Source organism: Psychroserpens sp. BH13MA-6 (genome assembly GCF_052983595.1).
This window is the reverse complement of sequence record NZ_JBRJGE010000001.1, coordinates 421,951-445,654: the sequence shown is the minus strand read 5'-3', so window position 1 is coordinate 445,654 and position 23,704 is coordinate 421,951. Positions and strand designations below refer to the sequence as shown.

The 23,704-nt window shown below is 36.6% G+C and carries 15 protein-coding genes; 12 read left to right on the top strand and 3 right to left on the bottom strand.

Translation table 11 applies throughout. The annotated features are described in order from the left end of the window. Position 1: 1 nt before the first annotated feature. Together ACU8DI_RS01930 and ACU8DI_RS01925 are read left to right on the top strand one after the other, a co-directional pair. Positions 2 to 1,687: an alpha-amylase family glycosyl hydrolase gene (locus ACU8DI_RS01930; protein WP_447111045.1), complete on the top strand. Its 1,686-nt coding sequence runs from the start codon at positions 2 to 4 to the stop codon at positions 1,685 to 1,687. A gap of 4 nt (positions 1,688 to 1,691) precedes the next feature. Next, on the top strand, positions 1,692 to 3,806 hold the full coding sequence (locus tag ACU8DI_RS01925) for a glycoside hydrolase family 97 protein (RefSeq protein WP_447111044.1): 2,115 nt from the start codon (positions 1,692 to 1,694) through the stop codon (positions 3,804 to 3,806). A gap of 25 nt (positions 3,807 to 3,831) precedes the next feature. Here ACU8DI_RS01925 and ACU8DI_RS01920 read toward each other — a convergent pair whose 3' ends face one another. Then, positions 3,832 to 7,107 (bottom strand): T9SS type B sorting domain-containing protein, encoded by a 3,276-nt coding sequence (locus tag ACU8DI_RS01920; RefSeq protein WP_447111043.1) that lies wholly within the window; start codon positions 7,105 to 7,107, stop codon positions 3,832 to 3,834. Between the two features lie 194 nt (positions 7,108 to 7,301). On the opposite strand from ACU8DI_RS01920, the gene ACU8DI_RS01915 reads away from it, so the two are divergent. After that, positions 7,302 to 9,680 (top strand): GAF domain-containing protein, encoded by a 2,379-nt coding sequence (locus ACU8DI_RS01915; protein ID WP_447111042.1) that lies wholly within the window; start codon positions 7,302 to 7,304, stop codon positions 9,678 to 9,680. Here ACU8DI_RS01915 and ACU8DI_RS01910 read toward each other — a convergent pair. Beyond that, a complete protein-coding gene (locus ACU8DI_RS01910) occupies positions 9,677 to 10,948 on the bottom strand; it encodes a Pycsar system effector family protein (protein ID WP_447111041.1) in 1,272 nt (423 codons plus the stop codon). The genes ACU8DI_RS01915 and ACU8DI_RS01910 overlap by 4 nt on opposite strands. Positions 10,949 to 11,092: 144 nt before the next feature. On the opposite strand from ACU8DI_RS01910, the gene ACU8DI_RS01905 reads away from it, so the two are divergent. From ACU8DI_RS01905 to ACU8DI_RS01895, 3 genes are all read left to right on the top strand, one after another. Then, a complete protein-coding gene (locus tag ACU8DI_RS01905) occupies positions 11,093 to 12,655 on the top strand; it encodes a protein adenylyltransferase SelO (RefSeq protein ID WP_447111040.1) in 1,563 nt (520 codons plus the stop codon). 110 nt (positions 12,656 to 12,765) lie between these two features. Next, positions 12,766 to 16,473 carry a metallophosphoesterase gene (locus tag ACU8DI_RS01900; RefSeq protein WP_447111039.1) on the top strand — a complete coding sequence of 1,236 codons (3,708 nt, stop codon included), beginning with the start codon at positions 12,766 to 12,768 and terminating at the stop codon, positions 16,471 to 16,473. A gap of 6 nt (positions 16,474 to 16,479) precedes the next feature. After that, positions 16,480 to 17,778 (top strand): DUF2254 domain-containing protein, encoded by a 1,299-nt coding sequence (locus tag ACU8DI_RS01895; RefSeq protein WP_447111038.1) that lies wholly within the window; start codon positions 16,480 to 16,482, stop codon positions 17,776 to 17,778. Here the strand turns inward: ACU8DI_RS01895 and ACU8DI_RS01890 are convergent. Beyond that, a complete protein-coding gene (locus tag ACU8DI_RS01890) occupies positions 17,762 to 18,574 on the bottom strand; it encodes a hypothetical protein (RefSeq protein ID WP_447111037.1) in 813 nt (270 codons plus the stop codon). The genes ACU8DI_RS01895 and ACU8DI_RS01890 overlap by 17 nt on opposite strands. A gap of 120 nt (positions 18,575 to 18,694) precedes the next feature. Here ACU8DI_RS01890 and ACU8DI_RS01885 point away from each other — a divergent pair, with 120 nt between their 5' ends. The 6 genes from ACU8DI_RS01885 (at position 18,695) to ACU8DI_RS01860 (ending at position 23,698) form a co-directional block, all read left to right on the top strand. Beyond that, a complete protein-coding gene (locus tag ACU8DI_RS01885) occupies positions 18,695 to 19,381 on the top strand; it encodes a glycerophosphodiester phosphodiesterase (protein WP_447111036.1) in 687 nt (228 codons plus the stop codon). Next, positions 19,378 to 20,613: an NAD(P)/FAD-dependent oxidoreductase gene (locus ACU8DI_RS01880; protein ID WP_447111035.1), complete on the top strand. Its 1,236-nt coding sequence runs from the start codon at positions 19,378 to 19,380 to the stop codon at positions 20,611 to 20,613. Before ACU8DI_RS01885 ends, ACU8DI_RS01880 begins: the two co-directional genes overlap by 4 nt. Position 20,614: 1 nt before the next feature. Continuing rightward, positions 20,615 to 21,025, top strand: coding sequence for a DUF4174 domain-containing protein (locus ACU8DI_RS01875; RefSeq protein WP_447111034.1), 411 nt, complete (start codon positions 20,615 to 20,617; stop codon positions 21,023 to 21,025). After that, positions 21,018 to 21,566 (top strand): DUF1697 domain-containing protein, encoded by a 549-nt coding sequence (locus ACU8DI_RS01870; RefSeq protein WP_447111033.1) that lies wholly within the window; start codon positions 21,018 to 21,020, stop codon positions 21,564 to 21,566. The genes ACU8DI_RS01875 and ACU8DI_RS01870 overlap by 8 nt, the downstream gene beginning before the upstream one ends. Before the next feature lie 82 nt (positions 21,567 to 21,648). Then, entirely contained in the window at positions 21,649 to 22,734 is a 1,086-nt protein-coding gene (gene mvaD, locus ACU8DI_RS01865) for a diphosphomevalonate decarboxylase (RefSeq protein WP_447111032.1), read from the top strand. 34 nt (positions 22,735 to 22,768) lie between these two features. After that, positions 22,769 to 23,698: a mevalonate kinase family protein gene (locus ACU8DI_RS01860; protein WP_447111031.1), complete on the top strand. Its 930-nt coding sequence runs from the start codon at positions 22,769 to 22,771 to the stop codon at positions 23,696 to 23,698. Positions 23,699 to 23,704: the final 6 nt, after the last annotated feature.

Sequence of the window (23,704 nt, the reverse complement as noted above, 5' to 3'; positions counted from 1 at the left end):
CATGAAAAAAGTACTGCTTCCAATAATTTTACTAACGGCCATTTTTGGTTGTAAAACAGAGTCTAAAAATCACGAAAATCAGGCACAAGAAAAGCAAGCCCAAGAAGAGACTTTACCATTTATGTGGGAAGGAGCTAATCTTTATTTTCTAATGACAGATCGCTTCAATAATGGAGATAAGACCAATGATCTTAATTTTGACAGAACGAAAACTCCAGGGAAATTGCGAGGATTTCAAGGAGGTGATTTAAAGGGAATCACCCAAAAAATTGAAGAGGGTTACTTCACCAACCTCGGAATTAATGCTATTTGGATGACACCTGTCGTTGAACAAATTCATGGTGCCACAGATGAAGGTACTGGAGTATCCTACGGATTTCATGGTTATTGGGCTAAAGATTGGACGGCTATCGATCCCAATTTTGGAACAGCAGAAGATTTGAGAAATTTGGTTGATGCGGCTCATGAACGCGGTATTCGTATAGTATTAGATGCCGTCATTAATCACACGGGTCCTGTCACCGAAAAAGATCCTGTTTGGCCAAGTGACTGGGTGAGAACGGAGCCACAGTGTCAATATAGTAACTATGAAAATACCATCACCTGTACCTTGGTTAAAAATCTACCAGATATTAAAACGGAAAGTAATGAAGAGGTTGATTTACCGCCTCAATTAATTGAAAAGTGGAAAGCTGAAGGGCGTCTGGAACAAGAAATGGCTGAACTCGATGCCTTTTTTGAGAAAACGGGTCATCCTCGAGCACCGCGCTTTTATATCATGAAATGGTTATCTGATTACATCACTGATTATGGAATTGACGGCTATAGATGCGATACTGTAAAGCATACTGAGGAATTTGTATGGGAGGAATTTAAAACAGTTTGTGATAATGCGTTTGCTGAGTTTAAAGCAAATCATCCCGATAAAATATTAGACGATTCCGATTTTTATCTGGTGGGTGAGGTCTATAATTATGGAATCAGTGGTGGTAAGTATTTTGATTTTGGCGATAAAAAGGTCAACTATTATGATGATATGTTCACAAGCCAAATCAATTTTGAGTACAAGTGGAATGCCCAGCAAATGCCAAAGGAGACACTTTTTCAGAAATATGACAGCATCTTACATCATCAACTTAAAGGCTATACGGTCTTGAATTATTTGAGTTCTCATGATGATGGTCAACCCTTTGATGCCATGCGGCAGAAACCTTATGAATCCGCAAATTTATTAATGTTAGCTCCAGGTGGCTCTCAGGTCTATTATGGTGATGAATCTGCAAGGGTTTTGAAAGTTGATAGTGCGCAAGGTGATGCCAACTTACGTTCTGCTATGAATTGGAAAGCTATTACTAATGATAGTACAACGCGTGCCATTTTGAATCATTGGCAGAAGTTAGGACAATTTAGAGAACAGCATCCAGCGATTGGTGCTGGGAAGCATCGATTGATTTCAGAATCACCCTATCTCTTTTCAAGAGAACTCACTCATGGCGAGATGAAAGATGTGGTATTGATAGGATTGGATTTAGAAGAAGGTCAAAAAACGCTAGATGTTTCTGGTGTTTTTAGTGAAGGTAACGTAGTCTATGATGCTTACTCCAACCAAGAAGTGAACGTCTCTGATGGGAAAGTAGTTATAGATTCTAAGTTTAATTTGGTTCTTTTAGAACTAAAAAAACAGTAAAGCAATGAGAAGAATTGGAATAGTAATGATGGTGCTTAGTTTATGGTCATGCAATCCTTCCGAAGAGCATAGATTAGATGTCAGCTCCCCAGAAAATAAAATTAATGTGAGTTTTAATGTGACTGAAGATGGTCGTCCTTACTACCTTACAAAATTTGAAGGACAGGTGGTTATTGATACATCTTATTTAGGTTTTGAATTTAAGGATGCAGCGGCATTAGGAAAAAACCTCGCGATTAAGAATTCTAAAATAGCTACAGTTAATGACACTTGGCAAATGCCTTGGGGTGAACAATTGGATGTGGTCAATAATTACACAGAGCTTTGCGTAGAACTTCAGGAGACTGCAGCGCCTAAACGCTTACTTAATGTGGTGTTTCGTGTTTATGATGATGGTGTCGGATTTAGATATGAATTCCCAGAACAAGAAGGTCTTGATAGTGTTGAAATTACTGAAGAACACACCCAATTCAATTTGACTAAAGATTATAAGACGTTTTGGATTCCAGGAGATTGGGATATTTATGAGCATTTATACAACACGACAAAATTATCTGAAATCAATGCACTTGATTATGCCAATCACAATGATCTAGCTCAAACGTATATTCCTGTCAATGCCGTTAATACACCTGTGACCATGGTTAGTGATGAGGGTTTACACCTCAGTTTTCATGAAGCTGCACTGGTAGATTACTCAGGGATGACTTTGAAAATTGATACTGAAACTTTCAATCTAGAAAGCCATTTAGTTGGTTCTAAAAACCACCCTTATAAAGTAAAAAGAAATCTGCCTTTTCATACACCTTGGCGTACCATTCAAATGACGAACAATGCGCCAGATCTTATCGAATCCAATTTAATTGTGAATTTGAATGAACCTAATAAATTAGGAGACGTGTCTTGGTTTAAACCAATGAAATATACAGGTGTTTGGTGGGAAATGCATCTTGGTAAATCATCATGGGATTATGGGATGACTCAAAATATGAGCACTTGGACTGATACTGGAGGAGCCCATGGTAAACACGGTGCCACTACTGAAAATGTTAAACGCTTCATTGATTTTTCAGCTAAAAATAATATTGGAGGTGTGCTCGTTGAAGGTTGGAACACAGGTTGGGAGCATTGGATAGGATTTGAAGATCGTGAGGGCGTTTTCGATTTCGTCACGACTTATCCTGATTATGATATCGATGAAGTAGTGCGATATGGAAAAGAAAAAGGCGTGGATATTATCATGCATCATGAGACATCAGCAGCCACGGAAACTTACACAAAACAACAAGATACGGCATTTGCGCTCATGAAAAAATATGGGATGCATACGGTAAAAACAGGTTATGTTGGTAAAATTTTACCGAAAGGAGAGTATCATCATGGTCAATATATGGTCAATCACTATAATAAGACGGTTGAAAAAGCAGCAACCTATGAGGTGGCTATTAATGCTCATGAACCAATTAAAGCTACTGGCTTGAGACGAACCTATCCGAATACCATATCACGTGAAGGATTGCGTGGTCAAGAATTCAATGCTTGGTCTAGTGATGGTGGAAATCCGCCTGAACACTTACCTATTGTGGCATTTACTAGAATGCTCGCGGGTCCTATAGATTTTACTCCTGGAATATTCAACATCAAATTTGATGCATATAAAAAAGACAATCAGGTGAACACCACAATTGCACAGCAATTGGCATTGTATGTGGTTATTTATAGTCCGATTCAAATGGCTGCAGATTTAGTGGAACACTACGAAGCTAATCCGGAAGCTTTTCAGTTTATAAAAGATGTTGGTGTGGATTGGGAAACCACTAAAGTACTTAATGGTGAGGTTGGAGATTATGTGACTATTGCCAGAAAGGAGCGTGAGACAGGTCATTGGTTTTTGGGAAGTATCACTGATGAAAATGAAAGATCGCTTACTATTCAATTTGACTTTCTCGATGACAACCAAGAATACACAGCTAACATTTATAAGGACGGTCAAGATGCGCATTGGAATGATAATCCACTAGCCTTAGAAATTGAAACTAGAGTTATAAAGAAAGGTGATGAACTCACCTTGAATTTAGCACCAGGCGGTGGAACCGCAATTAGTATTCTTAAAAAATAACAATAAAAGCTCCTTCTAGGAGCTTTTATCTTTTAAGGGTGAAATGACCTTTGTAGGTTTTACCATTCGTTCGTTCAACTAAAAACCAATAATCATTGGTAGGCATTTTTTGTCCATTATAGGTGCCGTCCCATCCAAAATCTTGGCCGTTGAAATAGGTGAGTAGTTTCCCGTATCTGTCAAAAATAAATACGCGCAGATCAGGTTCAATGCGTGCTAATTTTATGTGCCAATAATCATTATAACCGTCATCATTTGGCGTAAAAAAACTAGGGTAGTTTAAAAGAAATACCGCTTCCGTAGCAATACCACAACCATTCCTGTCCTTGACATAGATCATGTATTCACCAGGCGGTAAATTCGTAAAAGTGTTTTCGGTTTGATAGTTAACACCATCCAACGAAAATTCATAGTCACCAGAGCCACTTACTAATACACTAATGGTGTTATTATTGGCGGTCCAATCGGTAGTTTCAATACTTTCAATCGTCGCAATATTTGAAGATACGACATTAAAAGTCTGGGTAGATTCACAGCTAAAATCACCAAAGTTATTTTTAACCACCACGGAATAGATACCGTCTTGAGACACAGTGATAGATGGTGATGTCTCTCCAGTAGACCATTCATAAGATGGATAACCTGAGGTCGCAGTGAGTAAGGTCGTACTTCCATCACAGATCGATATTGTTGCGTCAGGATCTAAAACAGGGATATCTCCAACCTCAATTTCAAATGACGTGGTAGCATAACAAATATCCAAAGTATTATGAATCACTCTAACATAAATGGTTTGTGGATTGGAGGTGTTGGTGTAATTAAAAGGCAAGGGGTTGTTCCCACTATTGGCATCATTCATATTTGAATGATAAGTCACTATAAAATCATTGGGATCTTGGTTCCCTAAAATTTGATTTTGTTGATCTGACAAATTAAAAGTCGCAGCAGTTGCTCCAGAATCACTACAAACCAAGAGGTTGTCTGGTTGATTCACGCGCACTAAAGGCTGTAGGTTTTCCAAGTTAATGATGATGTTTTCAATGCTCCCACAAACATCTTCCACTTTTATCTCATAGGTGCCAGGATCAAGATTTGAGAAAACATTGTTCTCTCCATTGTCTAAAACGAACGGCTCTATTATACTAAAATTATACGGAGGAACACCAATCACATCAACGATGATGTCTGAAGCACCAGGTCCGCCAATACAACTTAAATTATAAACACCAGAGATTATTAAATTTGAATAAATGCTAAATTCCGCAAAAATATCAAGGCAAAACTCATCAGGATTTTCGTTGTTAAAAGGTTGAAAGACTTTAATAAGTCGGAAGTCTCCCGTTAAAAAAATATTGAATATCGTTTCTTCATTTTGAATTTCGATAGCCGTTGACGTATTCGGGATGTCACCTTCAACATAAGGAACTTCTGTATATGGGTGACCCCAAGATTCTGTTTCAGGGATATACTTTTGAAACCAATATGAATGAGGAACGACACTATCATCAGTCTCCAAAATACCCACATCAAATGAACCACAATTTCTATTGAGAACATATGAGTTTGGATTGCTTACATATGTGTCAACATATACCTCTGGATTGTAAACATAACCACATAAGTCTACGAGCTCAAAAGTATAAGAGCCTGCTGGTAAATTATTCTTAAAGAAAATTCCAAGATCATTAATATGATCACTAAGATCATCAGGAAGACTCTGGTTATAACTCGATGGTGCTGCTGTCATGATAACAGATGTTAAAGCACCATAACCGCTAGCAAGACGCAGTGATCCTGTTTCCGTAAGGCAATTCGGATAAGAGATGATAGATAGTGGCTGTTGTACAAATTCAGGAACGGTGGTTTCAATAAGATATTCGCTACCACAATTATCAATCACCAAAACGGTATAATCACCACTTGCTAAATTATTGACACTCAAGGTGCCATTGTCAATATATTCTGAAAGATCATCGGGCAATGGATTTTCATAAGATGCTGGTGCCACTAGCATTGAGGCTGACGCAACTTCTCGATCTGGAATACTTACATTTATAAATCCTGAATCAACTGAGCAACCTGTATTGTTAACAATAATGTCAGGTTCTATCGGTTCTTCTTCAAGCAGTAGCGAATGAGTGCCAGTTCGACCACATTCATCTGTAACTTGAACCGTGTAACTACCATAGGGTACAGGCATGTCCTGTGCTTCAAAAGTGGTCACAGAATTAAAAAAAGGTCCCGGATAATCTTCATTGTAATCCACTGGGTTAAAATCAGAAGGAGCCTCAATAAAATCCACCTGATACGGTGGTAAAAAATGGTTGACAATGAGGTTTAAGGATTTTCCACAATAGGCTTCCGTTGGAAATAATTGTACCGACGGATTCGGATCAATCGTATTGTCTCTTTCAAAGACATTGTCACAAGAATCTGTAATCGAGATATGTACCGTAAAACTGGTGTCACCATAGGTCATAACAGTTTGACTTATGTTGAAAGTTTGCGTTGGTCCTGAGCTAAGCTCTTCAACAATGATGATTTCTGGAGAGCCATCAGGAGGAATAATGGTATAAGTAACGGTTAAGGGATACAGTATTGGGTTTTGCGGTGGCGCACTAAAAATATTTGTAATAGTTACTTCATCACATGAATCATAAACGACAGGTAGCGTTGAAGGATTTATAGAAATATTATTGACAGATAGAATTAAGGTATACGACTTTGATAAGGCATTCCCGCAATCATCAAAAACCCGCACAATGTAAGTTCCAGGCGGTAAATTTTCAAACTGGTTAGACTCTTGAAGCTCCGCAGTAACAGGTCCTGATAGGATCTCATATTGAAACGCATTTCCGGAGGTGACATTCACTACGATAGTACCTGTAGGGTCACAATCGGTGTTAGTGGTATGATTCACTTCGAAGTCGATTTCTGAGGTGAAATCATTGATAGTCACGTCTTGTTGCTGTTGATTTTCTTCTCCAGATAAGGTTTGTGTGGCTACAACTCTATAATTTCCAGAAACAAGATTGTCAAATGCCGTTGCCGTAGTTTCTGCAATGGGTGTGCTATCGTCAGGTAATTCATAAAGTGTAAAAATGAGGTCTGCTCCAGCAGTTGTATTCGTGACAGTCATTTGTAATCCACCATTTCCTGAACAGGTTTCATCGGTTACCGTAACTGACAACTCAAAATCGGAAAGCTGAGCAAAGCTCAAAATGCTATAAAGAGACATGACAAAAGCACAGAGGTACTTCCGATTGTTACTTAGACGATTCAAAATTAATGGATACAGCATTTTAAATTTAAAATGATGATAGTATCAAATATAAGATTTAAAAAGGGTAATTGATGAAGTTGCCTTTGAGAAGTCAAAAAACTCGTTGATATTCAGTTACTTTCTTATAAAAAATGACATTGTAAGTTTCAGAGTATCAAAACGACCAATTAAGTTATTAATTTGTAAATTTGTATACACTGCAGACAGGTATTATGAATGATATTAACGATCATATCGAATCACCTTTTAGATTAAAGGTAAGTTTTAATAAAATTCTAAAGCACTATGAGTCCTTGTCTAATCACGAGGATGAATTCATAGCCGCTAAAGCACGTCGTGTGTTAAAAACTGCAGAAGGATTTCCCGAATTAAGAGCTGGTATGACAGATCCTAAGGATTTAGTCACTCGAGAAAAGGAAATAAGTATTATTCTTCAGGATTCTTTCAGTCCCATATTGACAAAAAATGAAATTAAAACGGCTTCGGTTCCCTTTCATAATTTGATTTTTAATGCTTCCGAACGTTTTAAATCTATCATAGAAACTGCAGGCCCTGATTTTGAATTGGAAATAAAGAACATGCCAGAAGATGATACTTATATCATTGCATGTACGATTATACTCAACTTTTGTTATGGTTATAATTTGAATTTCAAACGGCCATTTTATTATGAAATTCCTGATGCTAACGGCATCATCCGTTATTATAAAATTTTATACAATGCCGATTTTACGGAAATTGTCCCGAATGACAATGCACCAAAAATTACTCAGGAAGATTATGACATGTTGTTGGATAATTTTGATAACATCGACCTTTGGAAAGAAAAGTTTCCACCATTCAGTTATACGTTTAAAGGGTTTGTGATTAGTAATATTTTTGATGTCACAGATGACCAATCGATTTCTAATATTAAGTCCAGCCTCATCGGAAGTGATAAGCGAAAAAAGGAAAGTTTTATGAAAGATTTTCATGGAATATTCCAATCGCTTTTGGGTTTAAAGGATATTCGCGTAGGGTTTTCAGTATACAATAAGGAGGACGACCATTTCGAACGGGTTCATGGTGCTGGGATGAGCAGCTTTCTTCTTGAAGAGAAAGAATCTAAGAAGTGTTCAGATGCGCTCTGCACTTGGTCTTACAAGAAGTTGTTAAAAGATAAAGTTTACATCTCCATCTCTGATGTAGATAGGATGCTCAAGAAATCCAAAGGGAAAGCACCACATATTAATACCTTACACCACCAAGGAATAAAAAGTGCCATTTTTGCTCCCATCGCGAATGAGAAAGGCCTTATGGGTATTTTGGAAATAGTATCAAGTGAACCAAGCGTTTTAAATAGCATTAATGCTAATAAGTTGGTAGATGTTATGCCCTATATTATTTCTGCGGTGGAGCGCTCTAAAATTGAAGAAGAAAATTTAATTGAGGCTATTATACAGCAGGAGTGTACTTCTATTCATCCTAGTGTGTATTGGAAATTTGTGGATGCCGCACGACAGTTTCTTAAGGATAAGCATTACCACGGAAATGAAGCGTCATTTGGAAAAATAGTATTTGATAATATTTATCCGTTATTTGGTCAAATAGATGTAAAAGGATCGTCTGATGCTAGAAATGAGGCCACTAAGAAAGACTTGGCCTTGCAATTAAATCTGGTTTCAAAAATTATGGATGCCATTCTTGCAACTGAAAATTTGCCAATCTATGAACAAATTCAGTTTCAAATCAATGCCTTTATAAAAGAATTGACGTCTGATTTCAAAGTGGATAGTGAGCATAATGTGACCGCCTTTTTAAAAGATGAAATAGAATCGATATTTAAATTTCAATACAATAAAAACGCCGATTTAAGACCGCTTATTGATGATTATTTTAGTAAGGTCGATGACGATTTGAATGTGATTTATTTTTATCGTAAGAATTACGACGATACGATCATGTTGATCAATAAGAATATGGCGTCTTTATTAGATCGAAAACAAGAAGAGGCACAAGAGATGTATCCACATTATTTTGAGCGCTATAAAACGGATGGTGTTGAACACAATATGTACATAGGCGAGTCTATCACTAAAGCCGTCAGCTTTAATGAGGTGTATCTCTATAATTTGAGATTGTGGCAATTACAAGTGATGTGCGAAATGGAAAACGAGTATTATCAAAATCAGCACGAATATCCATTAGCACTAGATGTGACATCCATGATTTTAGTGTTTAATCAACCGTTATCTATTCGATTTAGAATGGATGAAAAACAGTTTGATGTCGATGGTACATATAATGCGCGATACGAAGTCGTAAAAAAACGTGTGGATAAGGCGTTTATCAAAGGCACGGAAGAGCGTATCACTCAAAATGGAAAGATGACCATTGTTTATTCGCAAAAGGAAGATGAGATTGAATATTTACAGTATGTGAACTTTCTACAATCAAAAAATGTCTTAGACAATCACATCGAAATCGTTGAACTAGAAAACCTTCAAGGAGTGACTGGTTTAAAAGCTATTCGAGTGAATATTCTTTATCATAAAAAAGAGGACAAATCCTTTTACACTTATGATGATCTCATCAAAGAAGTGAATGCCTAAACAAAATAGGCCGCTTTATCTAAAGCTTTATTTTGATATAGTTGTGATTGTGAATTTGGGTCTAAAACATCTTGAATGTCAGCTCCTGGATTATTTTTTACTGCAATGCCGAAGGCAATCAACGAGACGATGATTCCAATCATAAAGACCGTATAAGTGATGCGTAATAAACGGTATTTTCGTTCCAATACCTTGCCTAAAAAATATAAGTCTTTAGTAAGTGCTTTGTAAATATAATCTTTGTCATTGACCATCTCTTGGATAGCCCATTCATATTCTTCCAATGCCATTTGATGGAAATTTCCAAAGAAACTTAAATTGACCTTTTGATTCTTCACATCTTCTTTCGTGAATTGTCCACTGGTTACGTTAGGACGCGTAGCAATAATGGACATAATCATAGAAATTACACTAAATAAAGTAAAAATAACTGTTGGCCAAGTGAGGTATGGATTCGTATCTAATTTTGAAATCAAATTGGCTAAAACTACCGAAATAATAATCGCGTTCACCGACAATAAAATGTTCGCTTTGGTATCAGCAATGTCACTCAATTTTATATGATTTCTCAAAGCCACTCTATAAAATGTTTGAACGCCACGCTCTGGACTTTCATTTTTGTATTGCATTTTATATTTCGCTTTGATTTCCTCTTTTTTGTACTTGCGTTTTTGTTTCTTTTTCGCTTTTAAAAGTTTGGATAAATTTTTGTCTTTACGCGATTGCCAGTTTTTTAAGGCGTATTCGGTATAAAACTGATGTTTCTTTGCTAGTACTTTGATGTTTTCGTTGCGCCATTCTGTAGCAGAATAGGTTACCTCACCTCTCAATTCCAATTCTTTTCTTAAGAAATCACTCGCCTCTTGGAAGTATTTTTTTCCGAAATGCGACGCATCAGCATCGCGAATGATCTTTCCTAATTTGGTGGTAGGCACTTCCTTAAATTTGGTCTCCATGATACAGGTATTCACCGCATCAATCAGTTTCTGGTCTGCACCTTGTTCAGTAAGAAATTCAGTGGCGATTTTGACACCTTTTTCTTCATGGTCTTCTGCACCTTGGGTGTATCCAGTGTCATGCAATAAGGCTGCAATTTCTAATATTTCAGCTTCATCATCTTTCACATCGGAGTTCTCAATAATCTCACGAGTGCTTTTTAGAACACGTTGTGTGTGCTTGTGATTATGGTATAGAAAAACAGGATCTAATTCCTTTGTCAGGAGATCAAATACAAATGCTTCAGTTTTTTTAACAAGATCCGTTGCCATAAATACGTTTTATTGATGAAGGTTAAAATTACAAAATTAAGATTTAACAAAATCTAACTTTCTTTCGAATTGGTAACGGTTAAATTATTTGTAAATTATGAGAAGAAATAAGTAATTTAAAACAAACTGATTACCAGTTTTTTAATGGAAATAAATACTCAAAATATTTTTACAGAGGCCTTGCCGTCAGATTCAAAGATGGAAAATTCCAGACGACAAGTGACGCATGCTTGTTTTTCATATGTAACACCCAAAAAGCCGTCGAACCCCAAATTAATACACGTCTCCGATGACATGATCAAAACATTGGGTTTTTCAGATAAGGATGTAAGCGCTCAAAAGTTTACTGAAATTTTGACTGGTGCTACAACTTTGAAAAACACGAAACCTTATGCCATGTGTTATGGAGGGCATCAATTTGGACATTGGGCCGGACAGTTAGGTGATGGTAGAGCTATCAATTTATTTGAAGTGGTTCATCATGAGAAGGCATGGACTGTTCAACTCAAAGGAGCTGGTGAAACGCCTTATTCAAGAAGTGCTGACGGTTTGGCGGTTTTAAGGTCTTCCATTAGAGAATATTTGTGTAGCGAGGCGATGTATCATTTAGGGGTGCCAACAACCAGAGCGCTTTCTTTGGCATTAACAGGTGATCAAGTACTTAGAGATATGCTCTACGATGGCCATCCAGAATACGAAAAAGGCGCAATAGTTGCCAGAGTGTCACCATCGTTTTTACGCTTTGGTAGTTATGAAATATTTGCAGCGCGACAAGATCATAGTACCTTAAAAACATTGGTGGATTATACGATTGCTCATCATTTTTCGCATCTTGGAAAACCTTCTAAAGAAAACTATATTCAGTTTTTCTCAGAAGTAACCGAGCGCACGCTTAAAATGATTGTTCATTGGCAACGCGTTGGCTTCGTACATGGCGTCATGAATACCGATAATATGTCTATACTTGGTTTGACCATTGATTACGGACCTTATGGCTGGTTGGAAGGATTTGACTTTGCGTGGACCCCTAATACAACAGACAAAGAGCACAAGCGATACAGATATGGCAACCAACCACAAATGGGCTTATGGAATTTATACCAGTTAGCTAATGCCTTATATCCATTAATAGAGGAAACAGCACCTTTAGAACAGATTCTAGAAGGCTATAAAACGGGATTCGAGGAGCAATCATTGGCTATGATGAAATCAAAATTGGGGCTTCACAATAAGCATACTACTGATCAACGCCTTATACAAGATTTAGAAAAAGTATTGCTGGCCACTGAAACCGATATGACCATGTTTTTTAGAAATTTAGGACATTTCAAAAAAGGGAATGCTAAAACGGGTCTAGAAACAGTAAAAGATGCTTTTTATGTGCCTAATGAAGTGTCTAGTCAAATTGCTCAAGAATGGCGAGATTGGTTTAAACGTTATGACGACCGACTTCAAAACGAAAGCTTAACTGATAAGCAGCGGCAAAGCAAAATGAACCAAGTGAATCCTAAATTTGCTCTCCGGAACTATATGGCACAATTGGCAATTGATGATGCCGAACAAGGGAATTATGATTTGTTGGACGAATTGTTCCAATTATTAAAAAGTCCGTATGCGGAGCAACCCAAATATGAAAAATGGTTCAAAAAACGACCGGACTGGGCTAGGCATAAAGTAGGCTGCTCAATGCTATCTTGCAGTTCATGATGACTTTAATACGATTAGCATCTGTTTATTAGCGTTAGAATCAATATCTTTAGTGATATAAACAAACAAAACTATATTTTGATTGTTATTTTGTAATTCAAAAATGATATATGCCCAACTTTAAAAAACTATTGGTCTGTTTTGCTTTTAGCATATTTATAACAGCATGTGCTACATACAAAGCACAGTATAAAGAAGAAGAGGATGCCACGGTCGAACTTCCAAACAAAGACATCGATAAAACTTTTTATCTCATTGGAGATGCTGGAGTGTCACCCATGGGTGGGATGTCTCAAGCCTTAACAGCTTTTAATAACCACATCGCAGCTCGAAATACAGAAGATGATTATACGATCTTTTTAGGAGATAATATTTATCCTGACGGACTACCTTCTGAAAATGATCCACATAGAGCGATGGCTGAGAATGCGCTCAATGGTCAGTTGAAATCTGTTGAGAATTTTAAAGGCGATGTCTTGTTTATTCCTGGTAATCATGACTGGTATGCCAATGGTCTTAAAGGTTTGAAGCGACAAGAAAAATATATTGAAGATGCACTTGGTAAGAATACATTCCAACCAGAAAATGGATGTCCTTTGGAAGATATCGATATTAATGAAAATATAAAACTCATTGTAATAGATACCCAATGGTATTTAGAAAACTGGAATTCTAATCCAACGATTAATGATGAATGTGAGATCAAAACACGTGAGCGCTTCTTTTTGGAATTAGAAGGTGAACTCAAAAAAGCTCAAAATAAAACCATTGTTTTAGCCATGCATCACCCGATGTATACGAATGGTACTCATGGCGGACAATTCGCAGCTGAAAAGCACTTGTATCCTACTCAGAGTAAGATACCTGTTCCAGTATTCTCTTCTCTCATTGCACAGGTTAGAACGCAAGGAGGTGTCTCTATTCAAGATAGGTATAATGAACGCTACAATGAACTAATGAAGCGCTTGGAAACTCTGGTCTTTGATTCTGAAAATTTGGTGGTAGTGTCTGGTCACGAGCATACACTTCAGTATATCGAAAATGAAAGGATTAAACAAATTGTGTCAGGTTCAGGTGCCAAAGAATCATCTGCGACTTTGAGTAATAATGGTTTTTTCTCGTATGGCGGACAAGGATTTGCTGAGCTCACCATTTTTAAGGACGGAAGTAGTTGGGTGACGATATACGGTGTCGAGAATGGTGAGCCTAAAAAAATGTTTACCAAAGAAGTATATCCGCCAACTAAAGACTATGATGTGTCTGACCTTCCTGATAGTTTTCCGCAGGAAATTGAGACGTCCGTTTATACCGCTGAAGAAACGGATAAGAGTGGATTTTTCGAATCGGTTTGGGGCGATCATTATCGCGATGTTTACAGTACGAAAATCACCGCTAAAGTGGCTACTTTAGACACGCTTTATGGTGGTTTGGAGATTGTAAGGGCTGGTGGTGGTCATCAAACAAGATCCTTAAGATTAAAAACCAAAGACGGTCGAGAGCTCAACATGAGAGCGCTGCGTAAAAGTGCTACACAGTACCTACAGACCGTGATGTTCAAAGATACTTATATACAAGATGACTTTGAACAAACAGCCATTGAAGGCTTAATACAAGATTTCTATACTGCGGCACATCCTTATGCATTTATGGTCGTACCTGAGTTGTCCGATGCTGCTAAAATCTATCATACCAACCCAAGAATATTTTATATTCCTAAGCATAAATACCTCGGTAAATATAATAATGATTATGGAGGGGAATTGTATATGATAGAGGAGCGTCCAGAAGAAAATTACACAGATGAACGCAACTTTGGTTATGCCGATGATATTGAAAGCACACATGATATAATTGAGAAGGTACGCGAAGATGAGAAGTATAAAATTGACGAGAATGCTTATGTGAGAGCCCGTCTATTTGATATGCTTATAGGAGATTGGGATAGACATCAAGATCAATGGCGATGGGCACAATTTGATCAAGAAAATGGGGATAAGTGGTTTCGACCAATTCCAAGAGATAGAGATCAAGTCTTTTCAAATTTTGACGGTGCTTTGCTTGATGTGATGCGTATTATTTCAGGATCGACAAAACAACTTCAAGTGTATGATTCTGAATTGAAAGACATTGAATGGATGAATGCAGCTGGCGTTAAACTAGATAGAGTGATGGTACAACAGTCAACAAAAGAAAAGTGGCTGGAGCATGCACAGTTTTTACAGGATAATATTACCGATGAGGTCATAGATAGAGCCTTTAAGAATGTTCCCGAAGCGGTACAAGATTCTACCTTGATGGAAATCAAAGAGCACCTAAAAGGGAGACGAGCCAATTTACTGGACATCGCTACGAGATATTATGAGTTTTTGAATGAGTTGGTGATTCTCACAGGTACTGATAAAGACGACTATATCGAAGTTCAAAGAATTGGTGATAAAGAAACACGAGTAATTATTTCAAGAATTAAAGATGGTGAAAAAGCTGATGTCCTAGTAGATAAAGTGTTTCATAAAGATGTGACCAAAGAATTATGGATTTATGGCCTTGACGACAAGGATATTTTTGAAGTCACAGGGAAAGCCAACAACCTCATTTTTACAAGACTTATTGGCGGACAGGAAAATGATACCTACATCATTAAAGCTGGACGTAGAATTAAAGTATACGATCATGAGAGTAAACCCAATACTGTGCAAGAGAATAAAGGAGGAACCATTCGTTTTACAGATGTTTATAAACTGAATCTCTTCGATTTTCAAAAATACATTACAACCAACAGTGTTATAACTCCAGCTATTGGATTTAATCCAGATGATGGTGTGTCCTTAGGATTGCAATATGTGAAGACCAAAAATGGTTTTCAACGTAATCCGTTTTCACAGGAACATCGTTTTAGAGGAGGTTACTTTTTTGCGACTAGCGGATTTTCACTTATTTATGACGGTGAATTTGCCAATATCATGAACGATTGGAATTTACATATCGGTGGCCAATTTACTTCCGAAAACTTTACCAATAACTTTTTTGGCTTCGGTAATGAAACGGTCAATAATGATGATGAACTCGATTTGGATTATAATCGCGTCAAAACAAGCATTTACATGGCGAAAGCTGGTATTATCAAAAAAGGAAATTTTGGTAGTGATTACGGTTTTAGAGCAGTGATTGAAGCCATTGAAATTGGAAATACCGATGGCAGGTTTATCACAGATGTCGTTCCATCAAATACTGAGAATTTTTATGAAAGACGTATTTTTGGTGCTTTAGAAGCTGAATATAATTATGAAAGTTTTGATAATCAATTGAATCCCACAAGAGGAATGACCTTCTTGTTAAATGTTGGTGGTAAAACAGAATTTGAAAATTCCACATTCACTTATGGTTATGTCAATACCAACCTAGGGTTCTACAACGCTTTAACTAAAAACCGTAAACTTGTTCTTAAAACCGATGCAAGAGCGCAATTCCGTTTTGGTGACGATCTCATTTTTTATCAAGCAGCAAATATTGGTGGTCAAAATGGATTGAGAGGTTTTCGAACAGAACGCTTTACAGGTAAAAACTCGTTTGTAGGTAGTGCTGATGTAAGATATAGTTTCAACTCTTTTAAAACGAGTACACTTCCTCTACAAATTGGTGTTTTTGGAGGATTTGATGTTGGTAGAGTTTGGTTGAAAAATGACTTTTCCGAAAAATGGCATAATGACTATGGTGGTGGACTCTGGATTACTGCGGCAGAAAGCCTGTCAGGAACATTTAATCTCTTTAATAGTGCGGAAGGCTTGCGATTTTCATTTGGATTCGGTCTAAATTTCTAGAGTCTGATGAAAAATTACCTAGACATTACTCTAAAATATATTTTCAAGCTCAAGAGTAAAATTGCGTTCTATCCAACATTGCTAAGCTTACTTGGCTTGCTGTTCGCTTTATTAATGTTTTACCTAGAAAGTCAGGGTGTTTCAAAATATTTGCTGAATCATGCACCTGTGTTTGTCGTCAATGATAGTGAAACTGCAAGAAGTCTGCTTACGACGTTTATTGCGGGACTTATTTCTATCATGGTTTTTAGTTTCTCTTTGGTCATGATACTTCTTAATCAAGCCTCCACAAATTTCTCACCAAGAGTCTTGCCTGGTCTTATCTCAAATAGACGCCATCAAATGGTTCTTGGAATTTATAATTCGACATTACTCTATTGTATTTTCACATTGGTCGCTATTGAGCCCAATGGTAATAAATATCAATTGCCTGGATTTTCAGTATTATTGGCTATATTCTTTATGACCTTGTGCCTTGGCGCTTTTATTTATTTTATTCATTCCATCTCACAAGAAATCCAAGTGAATAACATCATGGATCGCATTTTTAGTACGGCTAAAAAGCGCATGGAACAACTCATTGATTCTGAAAGTGATAAGGCGTTCGATGCCATAGATTCTTCAGATTGGGATGAGGTAACTTCAAAAACATCTGGATATTTTCAGGATGTTAGTATTCATGCGATTAAGGACATCATCTCCGAATTAGATTTTAAGGCAGATATTCTTCCAGTTAAAGGCTCTTATGTCTTGAGTGGAATGCCTATCATTAAAACCAGTATAGCATTGGACGATGAGGTCAAAGACCGGATGTTATCCCATCTTCATTTTTCAAAAGGCGAGCTGATTGAAGAAAATTATGTGCTAGCATTTAAGCAAATTACAGAAATAGCTGTAAAAGCCATGTCACCTGGAATTAATGACCCAGGAACAGCAGTTAATGCTATAGATTACCTAACGGAATTATTCTTACTAAGAATGCAAAAGAGGGATTCAAGCCAGATTTGTAATTCTGATGACCAACCGGTTCTTGTTATTAACACCGTTGATTTTGAGACCCTGTTATATCAAGTGATGGCGGCTTTGCGGACCTATTGTAAACATGATATTGTGATCGTTCAAAAGTTATTCGTAATGCTACAAGCCCTTCAAAAGAGCCAAGGATGTAACAATGACGTTTATAGAAAAGCTGTTGACAATGACATTCAGAATCTTTATCAAGATGCGACCTCGCAATTATCAAATAAAGCTGATTTAAAGGTTGTCGAACGATTATTTCAGCAGTGTACTAATCATCAAAACTAAAACTATACAAATTACCGCCTTCACTCTTGTCACGTTCGTCGGTGATTAGCACCTTGTTTGGAGCGATTAAATTAATACCTTCTTTTTGAGTGTCGTGATCAAAAGGAATGGGCTTAAGATCACCATCAAAAAAGTCATCAGTAGAAAATCCTGATAACTTCCATAGTTTGTCGTGATTTAATAATACTACGGTTTTTCCGTCTTCACTAATATCAGCTGATGTCACTTTGGTACGCTTTCCTGGGAGTTCATATTCCGAAATATATACTGCCTCATGATCTCCAACAATATTAGGAACCTTAATTAATTCACATTTCTTGTGGTCTTTCGTAAAAAGATAAAAGAAATTATTATACAGAAAAAAGGCTTCAAAGTCTTCAGACTTCATATTTTTTGGGAGCGTAAAGCTTATAACATCTGCCTCGGTGGAGTCGCCTGCATTTTCAGGATTTACAACCTTATAAATAGCAAAATGTTCACGCTTTTTAGCATTGTTACCAAAGTCACCAATGTAGATGTTGCCGTCTTGGTCTGAAGTTAAATCTTCCCAATCTATATTTTGTACATTATCAATATCGATATCTTTAGCAATTTGTCCTTTCGTATCTAAACCATAAAGATTGTTTTTATTACCAGCATCTTCAATGACCCATAAAATATCAGAATCTTTCACCACCTCAATGGCTGAAATTTCTTCTAAATCTGACGGAAGCTCAAGGAGTGCATTTAATTTACCTGTGTTACAAGAACTAGTAAGTATGAATAAAGTAATAAGGAAGTTTAATTTTGAGGTCATAACGTGTTGTTCTAAACAAAATTAAATGCTTTTTCTTCAGAATGAAAAATCTAAACTCTTAAAGATTACATAAAATATTTATGATGCTTGCTAACTTGTAATTTAATACTTTTATACCAGATGAGAAATCCATTGAAAATAGGGCACAGAGGTGCTAAAAATCATATTGCAGAGAATACCTTAGAGTCTGTGAAACACGCTTTAGAATTAGGTGTAGATGGCATTGAAATAGACGTGCATAGATGTGCCTCAGGTGAATTGGTCGTGTTTCATGATTTTACATTAGACCGCATGACGAATGGTTCTGGAGAAATTGCGAAACACACATTATCGGAACTCAAAAAGTTAGTTGTTGAGGAAATGTATCGCATTCCAACACTTGAAGAGGTTTTGAATGTCGTTGATAAAGCATGTGTTATCAATATTGAACTTAAAGGCAAACAAACAGCTGAAGAAACTTGTCGCATACTAGATGATTACATCAATTATCACGGCTGGAGTTATGACCAGTTTATTATTTCAAGCTTTCAAAGTCACGAATTAGAAACTGTTTATAAAACTCACAAGAATTTAAGATTAGGTGTTTTGACAAAAGCCAGCGTTTCAGACGCTTTAGAAATTGCGAATTCGGTCAACGCGTTTGCCATACATCCAAATATGGCTTTGATTACCAAATCAAATGTAGCATATGCACAAGAACTTGGTTATAAAGTCATCGTTTGGACTGTCAATGATGAAGCAGCAATTACCCGAATGAAATCTTATGGCGTTGATGGTATCATTTCTGATAATCCAGAACGTTTATGAAGACCTATGATGTCATAGTGGTTGGAGGTGGTGCCGCAGGCTTTTTTGCAGCGATTAATATCGCGGAGCAAAACCCTGAAATGAAAGTGGCCATTCTTGAAAAAGGGAAAACAGGACTACAGAAAGTAAAGATTTCAGGTGGAGGTCGTTGTAATGTCACACACGCCGAATTTATACCATCAGAACTCGTAAGAAATTATCCAAGAGGTGAAAAGGAGCTTTTGGGACCATTTCATCAATTCATGACAGGTGATACGATTGCATGGTTTGAAGAACGAGGTGTTCCTTTAAAAATTGAAGAAGATGGACGCATGTTTCCCGTTTCAAATTCGTCTCAAACGATTATTGATTGTTTTTTAAAGGAAACTGAAAAGCATGATGTGGATGTATTGTACACTCATTCTGTTAAATTCATTCATCCAATAACTCATGAAGACACATCGCAAAACAGATTTAAAGTTGAAACTACTAAAGGCACTTTTGATTGTGATAAATTGCTTCTTGCAACTGGTAGTAACCCGAAAATATGGCAAATATTAGAGGATTTAGGGCATACCATTTCACCACCTGTACCCTCTCTATTTACCTTTGATATAAAGGATAAACGGATAAAAAATATTCCTGGAGTCGTGGCGCAACACGTAGAAGTTTCTGTGGTAAATTCAAATCTTTGGAGTGAAGGACCATTATTAATTACACATGTCGGGATGAGTGCTCCTGCTATTTTAAAATTATCGGCCTTTGGAGCCATAGAATTAGCGAAAAAACATTATAATTTTGATATTGAAGTCAATTTTATAAAACAATCATTTGAGGATTGTATTGAAGCCTTAAAAGCATTGAAACAACTATTAGCAAAAAAGATAGTGGTTAAATCGGCACAATTCGAATTACCAAAACGATTGTGGCAAAACCTAGTATTGGCATCGCACATCAATGATGATGTACGTTGGGCAGATCTCAATAAACTTCAGTTAGAACAATTAGCCTCTCAGCTTACTAGAGCTGTTTTTCACGTGACCGGAAAAAGCACCTTTAAAGAGGAGTTCGTAACCGCAGGAGGTATCAATTTAAAGGAAGTGAATTTCAAAACCTTCGAAAGTAAATTGCTTAAAAATCTTTATTTTGCAGGAGAAATCTTAAATATTGATGCGGTAACAGGCGGATTTAACTTTCAAAATGCATGGTCTGGTGCCTATATTGCGGCACAGTCAATTTTAAATTCCAAATAATATGAAGTACGTCTTATTAACAATGCTTTTTACGCATTGTGTTTGGTCTCAAAATCTTGAGAAACACCAATGGAAGGAACGTGTTGTTCTCATAAAATCCGATCAAGCCCACCTTCATCTCGCAGAGCAACAGTTTGATATTCTCCATAAAGATTTAAATGGTCTTATCGATCGGAAGATTGTTATGTACAAATGTTTGGATGAAAAATGCACATTTTATAACTGGAAGGATCATCCTCAAACCAATGATACGACTCAAACTTTAAAAGGTTTTAAAATAGTATTAATAGGTTTGGATGGAGGCGAAAAATATAGTTCTAATACCGTAGTGACATCTGATGTGATTTTTAGCCTAGTTGATGCCATGCCAATGCGTCGTCAAGAACTTGAAGAACGCAAGAAAAATGACTGAGTATATTGTCTTATTAAGAGGAATAAATGTTGGTGGACATCGAAAAGTACCGATGGCTGAACTCAGGACACTACTAGCAAAAATTGGTTTTGAAAATGTGAGAACCTACATTCAAAGTGGAAATATCATCTTAATTAGCCAAGACGACAATCATTTAGAAGTGGCATCAAAAATCAAACAAGCCATACATCAGCACTTCGGTTTCGAGGTGTCTGTGATTGCTAAAACAAGAGATGAATTATTGAGAATTTTTGAGGCTTGCCCATTTTCTGAAGTACAAAAAAAAGCAAGCTATTTTATTATTTTAGATAAGATTCCTGATAGTGACCGTGCTGAAGAGGTAATGCAACTTTCATACGATAATGAAATGTTTCAAATCATCAATGATGCTGTATATTTCTACTCCGAGGCAGCTTATGGAAAATCAAAGTTCAATATGAATCTCTTTGAGAAAAAGCTGCAGGTCAATGCCACGACAAGAAATTATAATACCATGGTAAAATTGCTAGCCATGTCCGATGAAAATAACAAAGACCAATAGATATTCCTTATTTTTGCAACATATTGAATCAACCTGTTAGTGAAGGCAAAGAAATGAGCCGCTTTCAGATATAAATTTTTACATGAGCCCAGACGATTTTATTCCTCAACCTTATAGTTTTAGTATGGACAATGGTAGTTTTACATGGTCTTCGCCAAGTAATATCGCATTAGTGAAATATTGGGGAAAAAAGGACAATCAAATTCCTGAAAACCCATCTATTAGCTTCACACTAGATCATTGTAAAACCATAACCACGCTAAGTTTTTCGAAAAAGGCTCGAACAGATGATTTTTCTTTTGAGGTGCTTTTAGATGGCGAGCAAAAAGATGATTTCAAGCCAAAAATTAAAACGTTTTTTAAGCGCATTGAAAATTATCTATCATTTTTAAAAGACTATCATTTTAAAATTGAAACGTCAAATACGTTTCCTCACAGTTCGGGCATAGCGTCTTCGGCTTCTGGAATGAGTGCTCTAGCATTGTGCTTAATGAGTATTGAAAAAGAGTTGTCAGAGGGTATGTCAACAGATTATTTCACTAAAAAAGCATCATTTTTAGCCCGTTTGGGTTCAGGAAGCGCTTGCAGAAGTATCGAAGGTGATTTGATGGTTTGGGGAGCTCATGAACAAATTCAAGGGAGTTCAGACTTTTATGGCGTAAAGTATCCTTTAAAAGTACATGCTAACTTTAAAAATTTTCAAGACACTATTTTATTGGTAGATAAAGGAGAAAAGCCGGTGAGTAGTACCCTTGGTCATAACCTTATGCATGGTCATCCGTTTGCAAAAAACCGTTTCAATCAAGCTCACGCTAATTTATCCAAACTAACAAAGATTTTTGAATCGGGTGATTTGGATGCTTTTGTCAATTTGGTAGAAAGTGAAGCATTAACCTTGCATGCCATGATGATGACCAGTATGCCTTATTTTATATTGATGAAACCTAACACCTTGGAAATCATCAATAAAATTTGGGCCTATAGAATTGCCAATGGTTCTAAAGTTTGTTTTACCTTGGATGCAGGAGCGAATGTCCATGTTCTTTATCCAGAAAACGAACAAGAAAACGTGCTAAAATTCATTAAGAATGAATTAGTTGCGTACTGTCAAAATGGTCAATATATTTGTGACCAAATTGGTTTCGGTGCGAACCAAATACAAGAATAATACGTATATTTGTTAAAGGAAATTGCGAAATTACATGAAAGGACCTCTTTTTTATTCAAAAATCTTACTCTTTGGTGAGTACGGAATCATCAAGGATTCTAAAGGCTTATCAATCCCTTACAATTTTTTTAAAGGTGCTTTAAAAACGGATGAAAATCCTTCGCCAGAAGCGATCAAGTCCAACGAGAGTTTAAAGCGATTCGTATCGTATCTCAACGATATTGATAAGACCTTGGTGTCTTTTGATATTGAGACTTTAACCGCTGATGTTGAAAACGGCATGTATTTCGACTCCTCGATTCCACAAGGTTATGGAGTAGGAAGTAGTGGTGCTTTAGTAGCCGCTATTTATGACAAGTATGCCTACGATAAAATTACGGTTTTAGAGAATTTGACACGTGAAAAGCTGCTGAAACTAAAAGCTATATTTTCTGAAATGGAATCGTTTTTCCACGGAAAATCATCTGGTTTGGACCCTCTAAATAGCTATCTGAGTATTCCTATTTTAATTAATTCCAAAGATAATATTGAAGCTACTGGAATTCCTGCACAACAAACAGAGGGTAAAGGCGCTGTGTTTTTATTAGATTCTGGAATGATTGGAGAAACCGCTCCTATGGTTCGAATTTTTATGGAGAACATGAAGCAGGAAGGATTTAGGAGTATGATAAAAGATCAGTTTATTAAGCATACGGATGCTTGTGTTGATGATTTTTTAAAAGGTGATGTAAAATCATTATTTCAAAACACGAAACAATTATCCAAAGTAGTATTGAGCCATTTTAAACCAATGATCCCTAAGCAGTTTCATGAGTTGTGGAAAAAAGGTATTGAAACCAATGAATACTATTTGAAACTCTGTGGTTCAGGTGGTGGTGGTTATATTTTAGGTTTTACTGAAGATATTGATCGCGCCAAAAAGTCTTTAAAAGACTATCAATTAGAAGTGGTTTATAACTTCTAAATATTA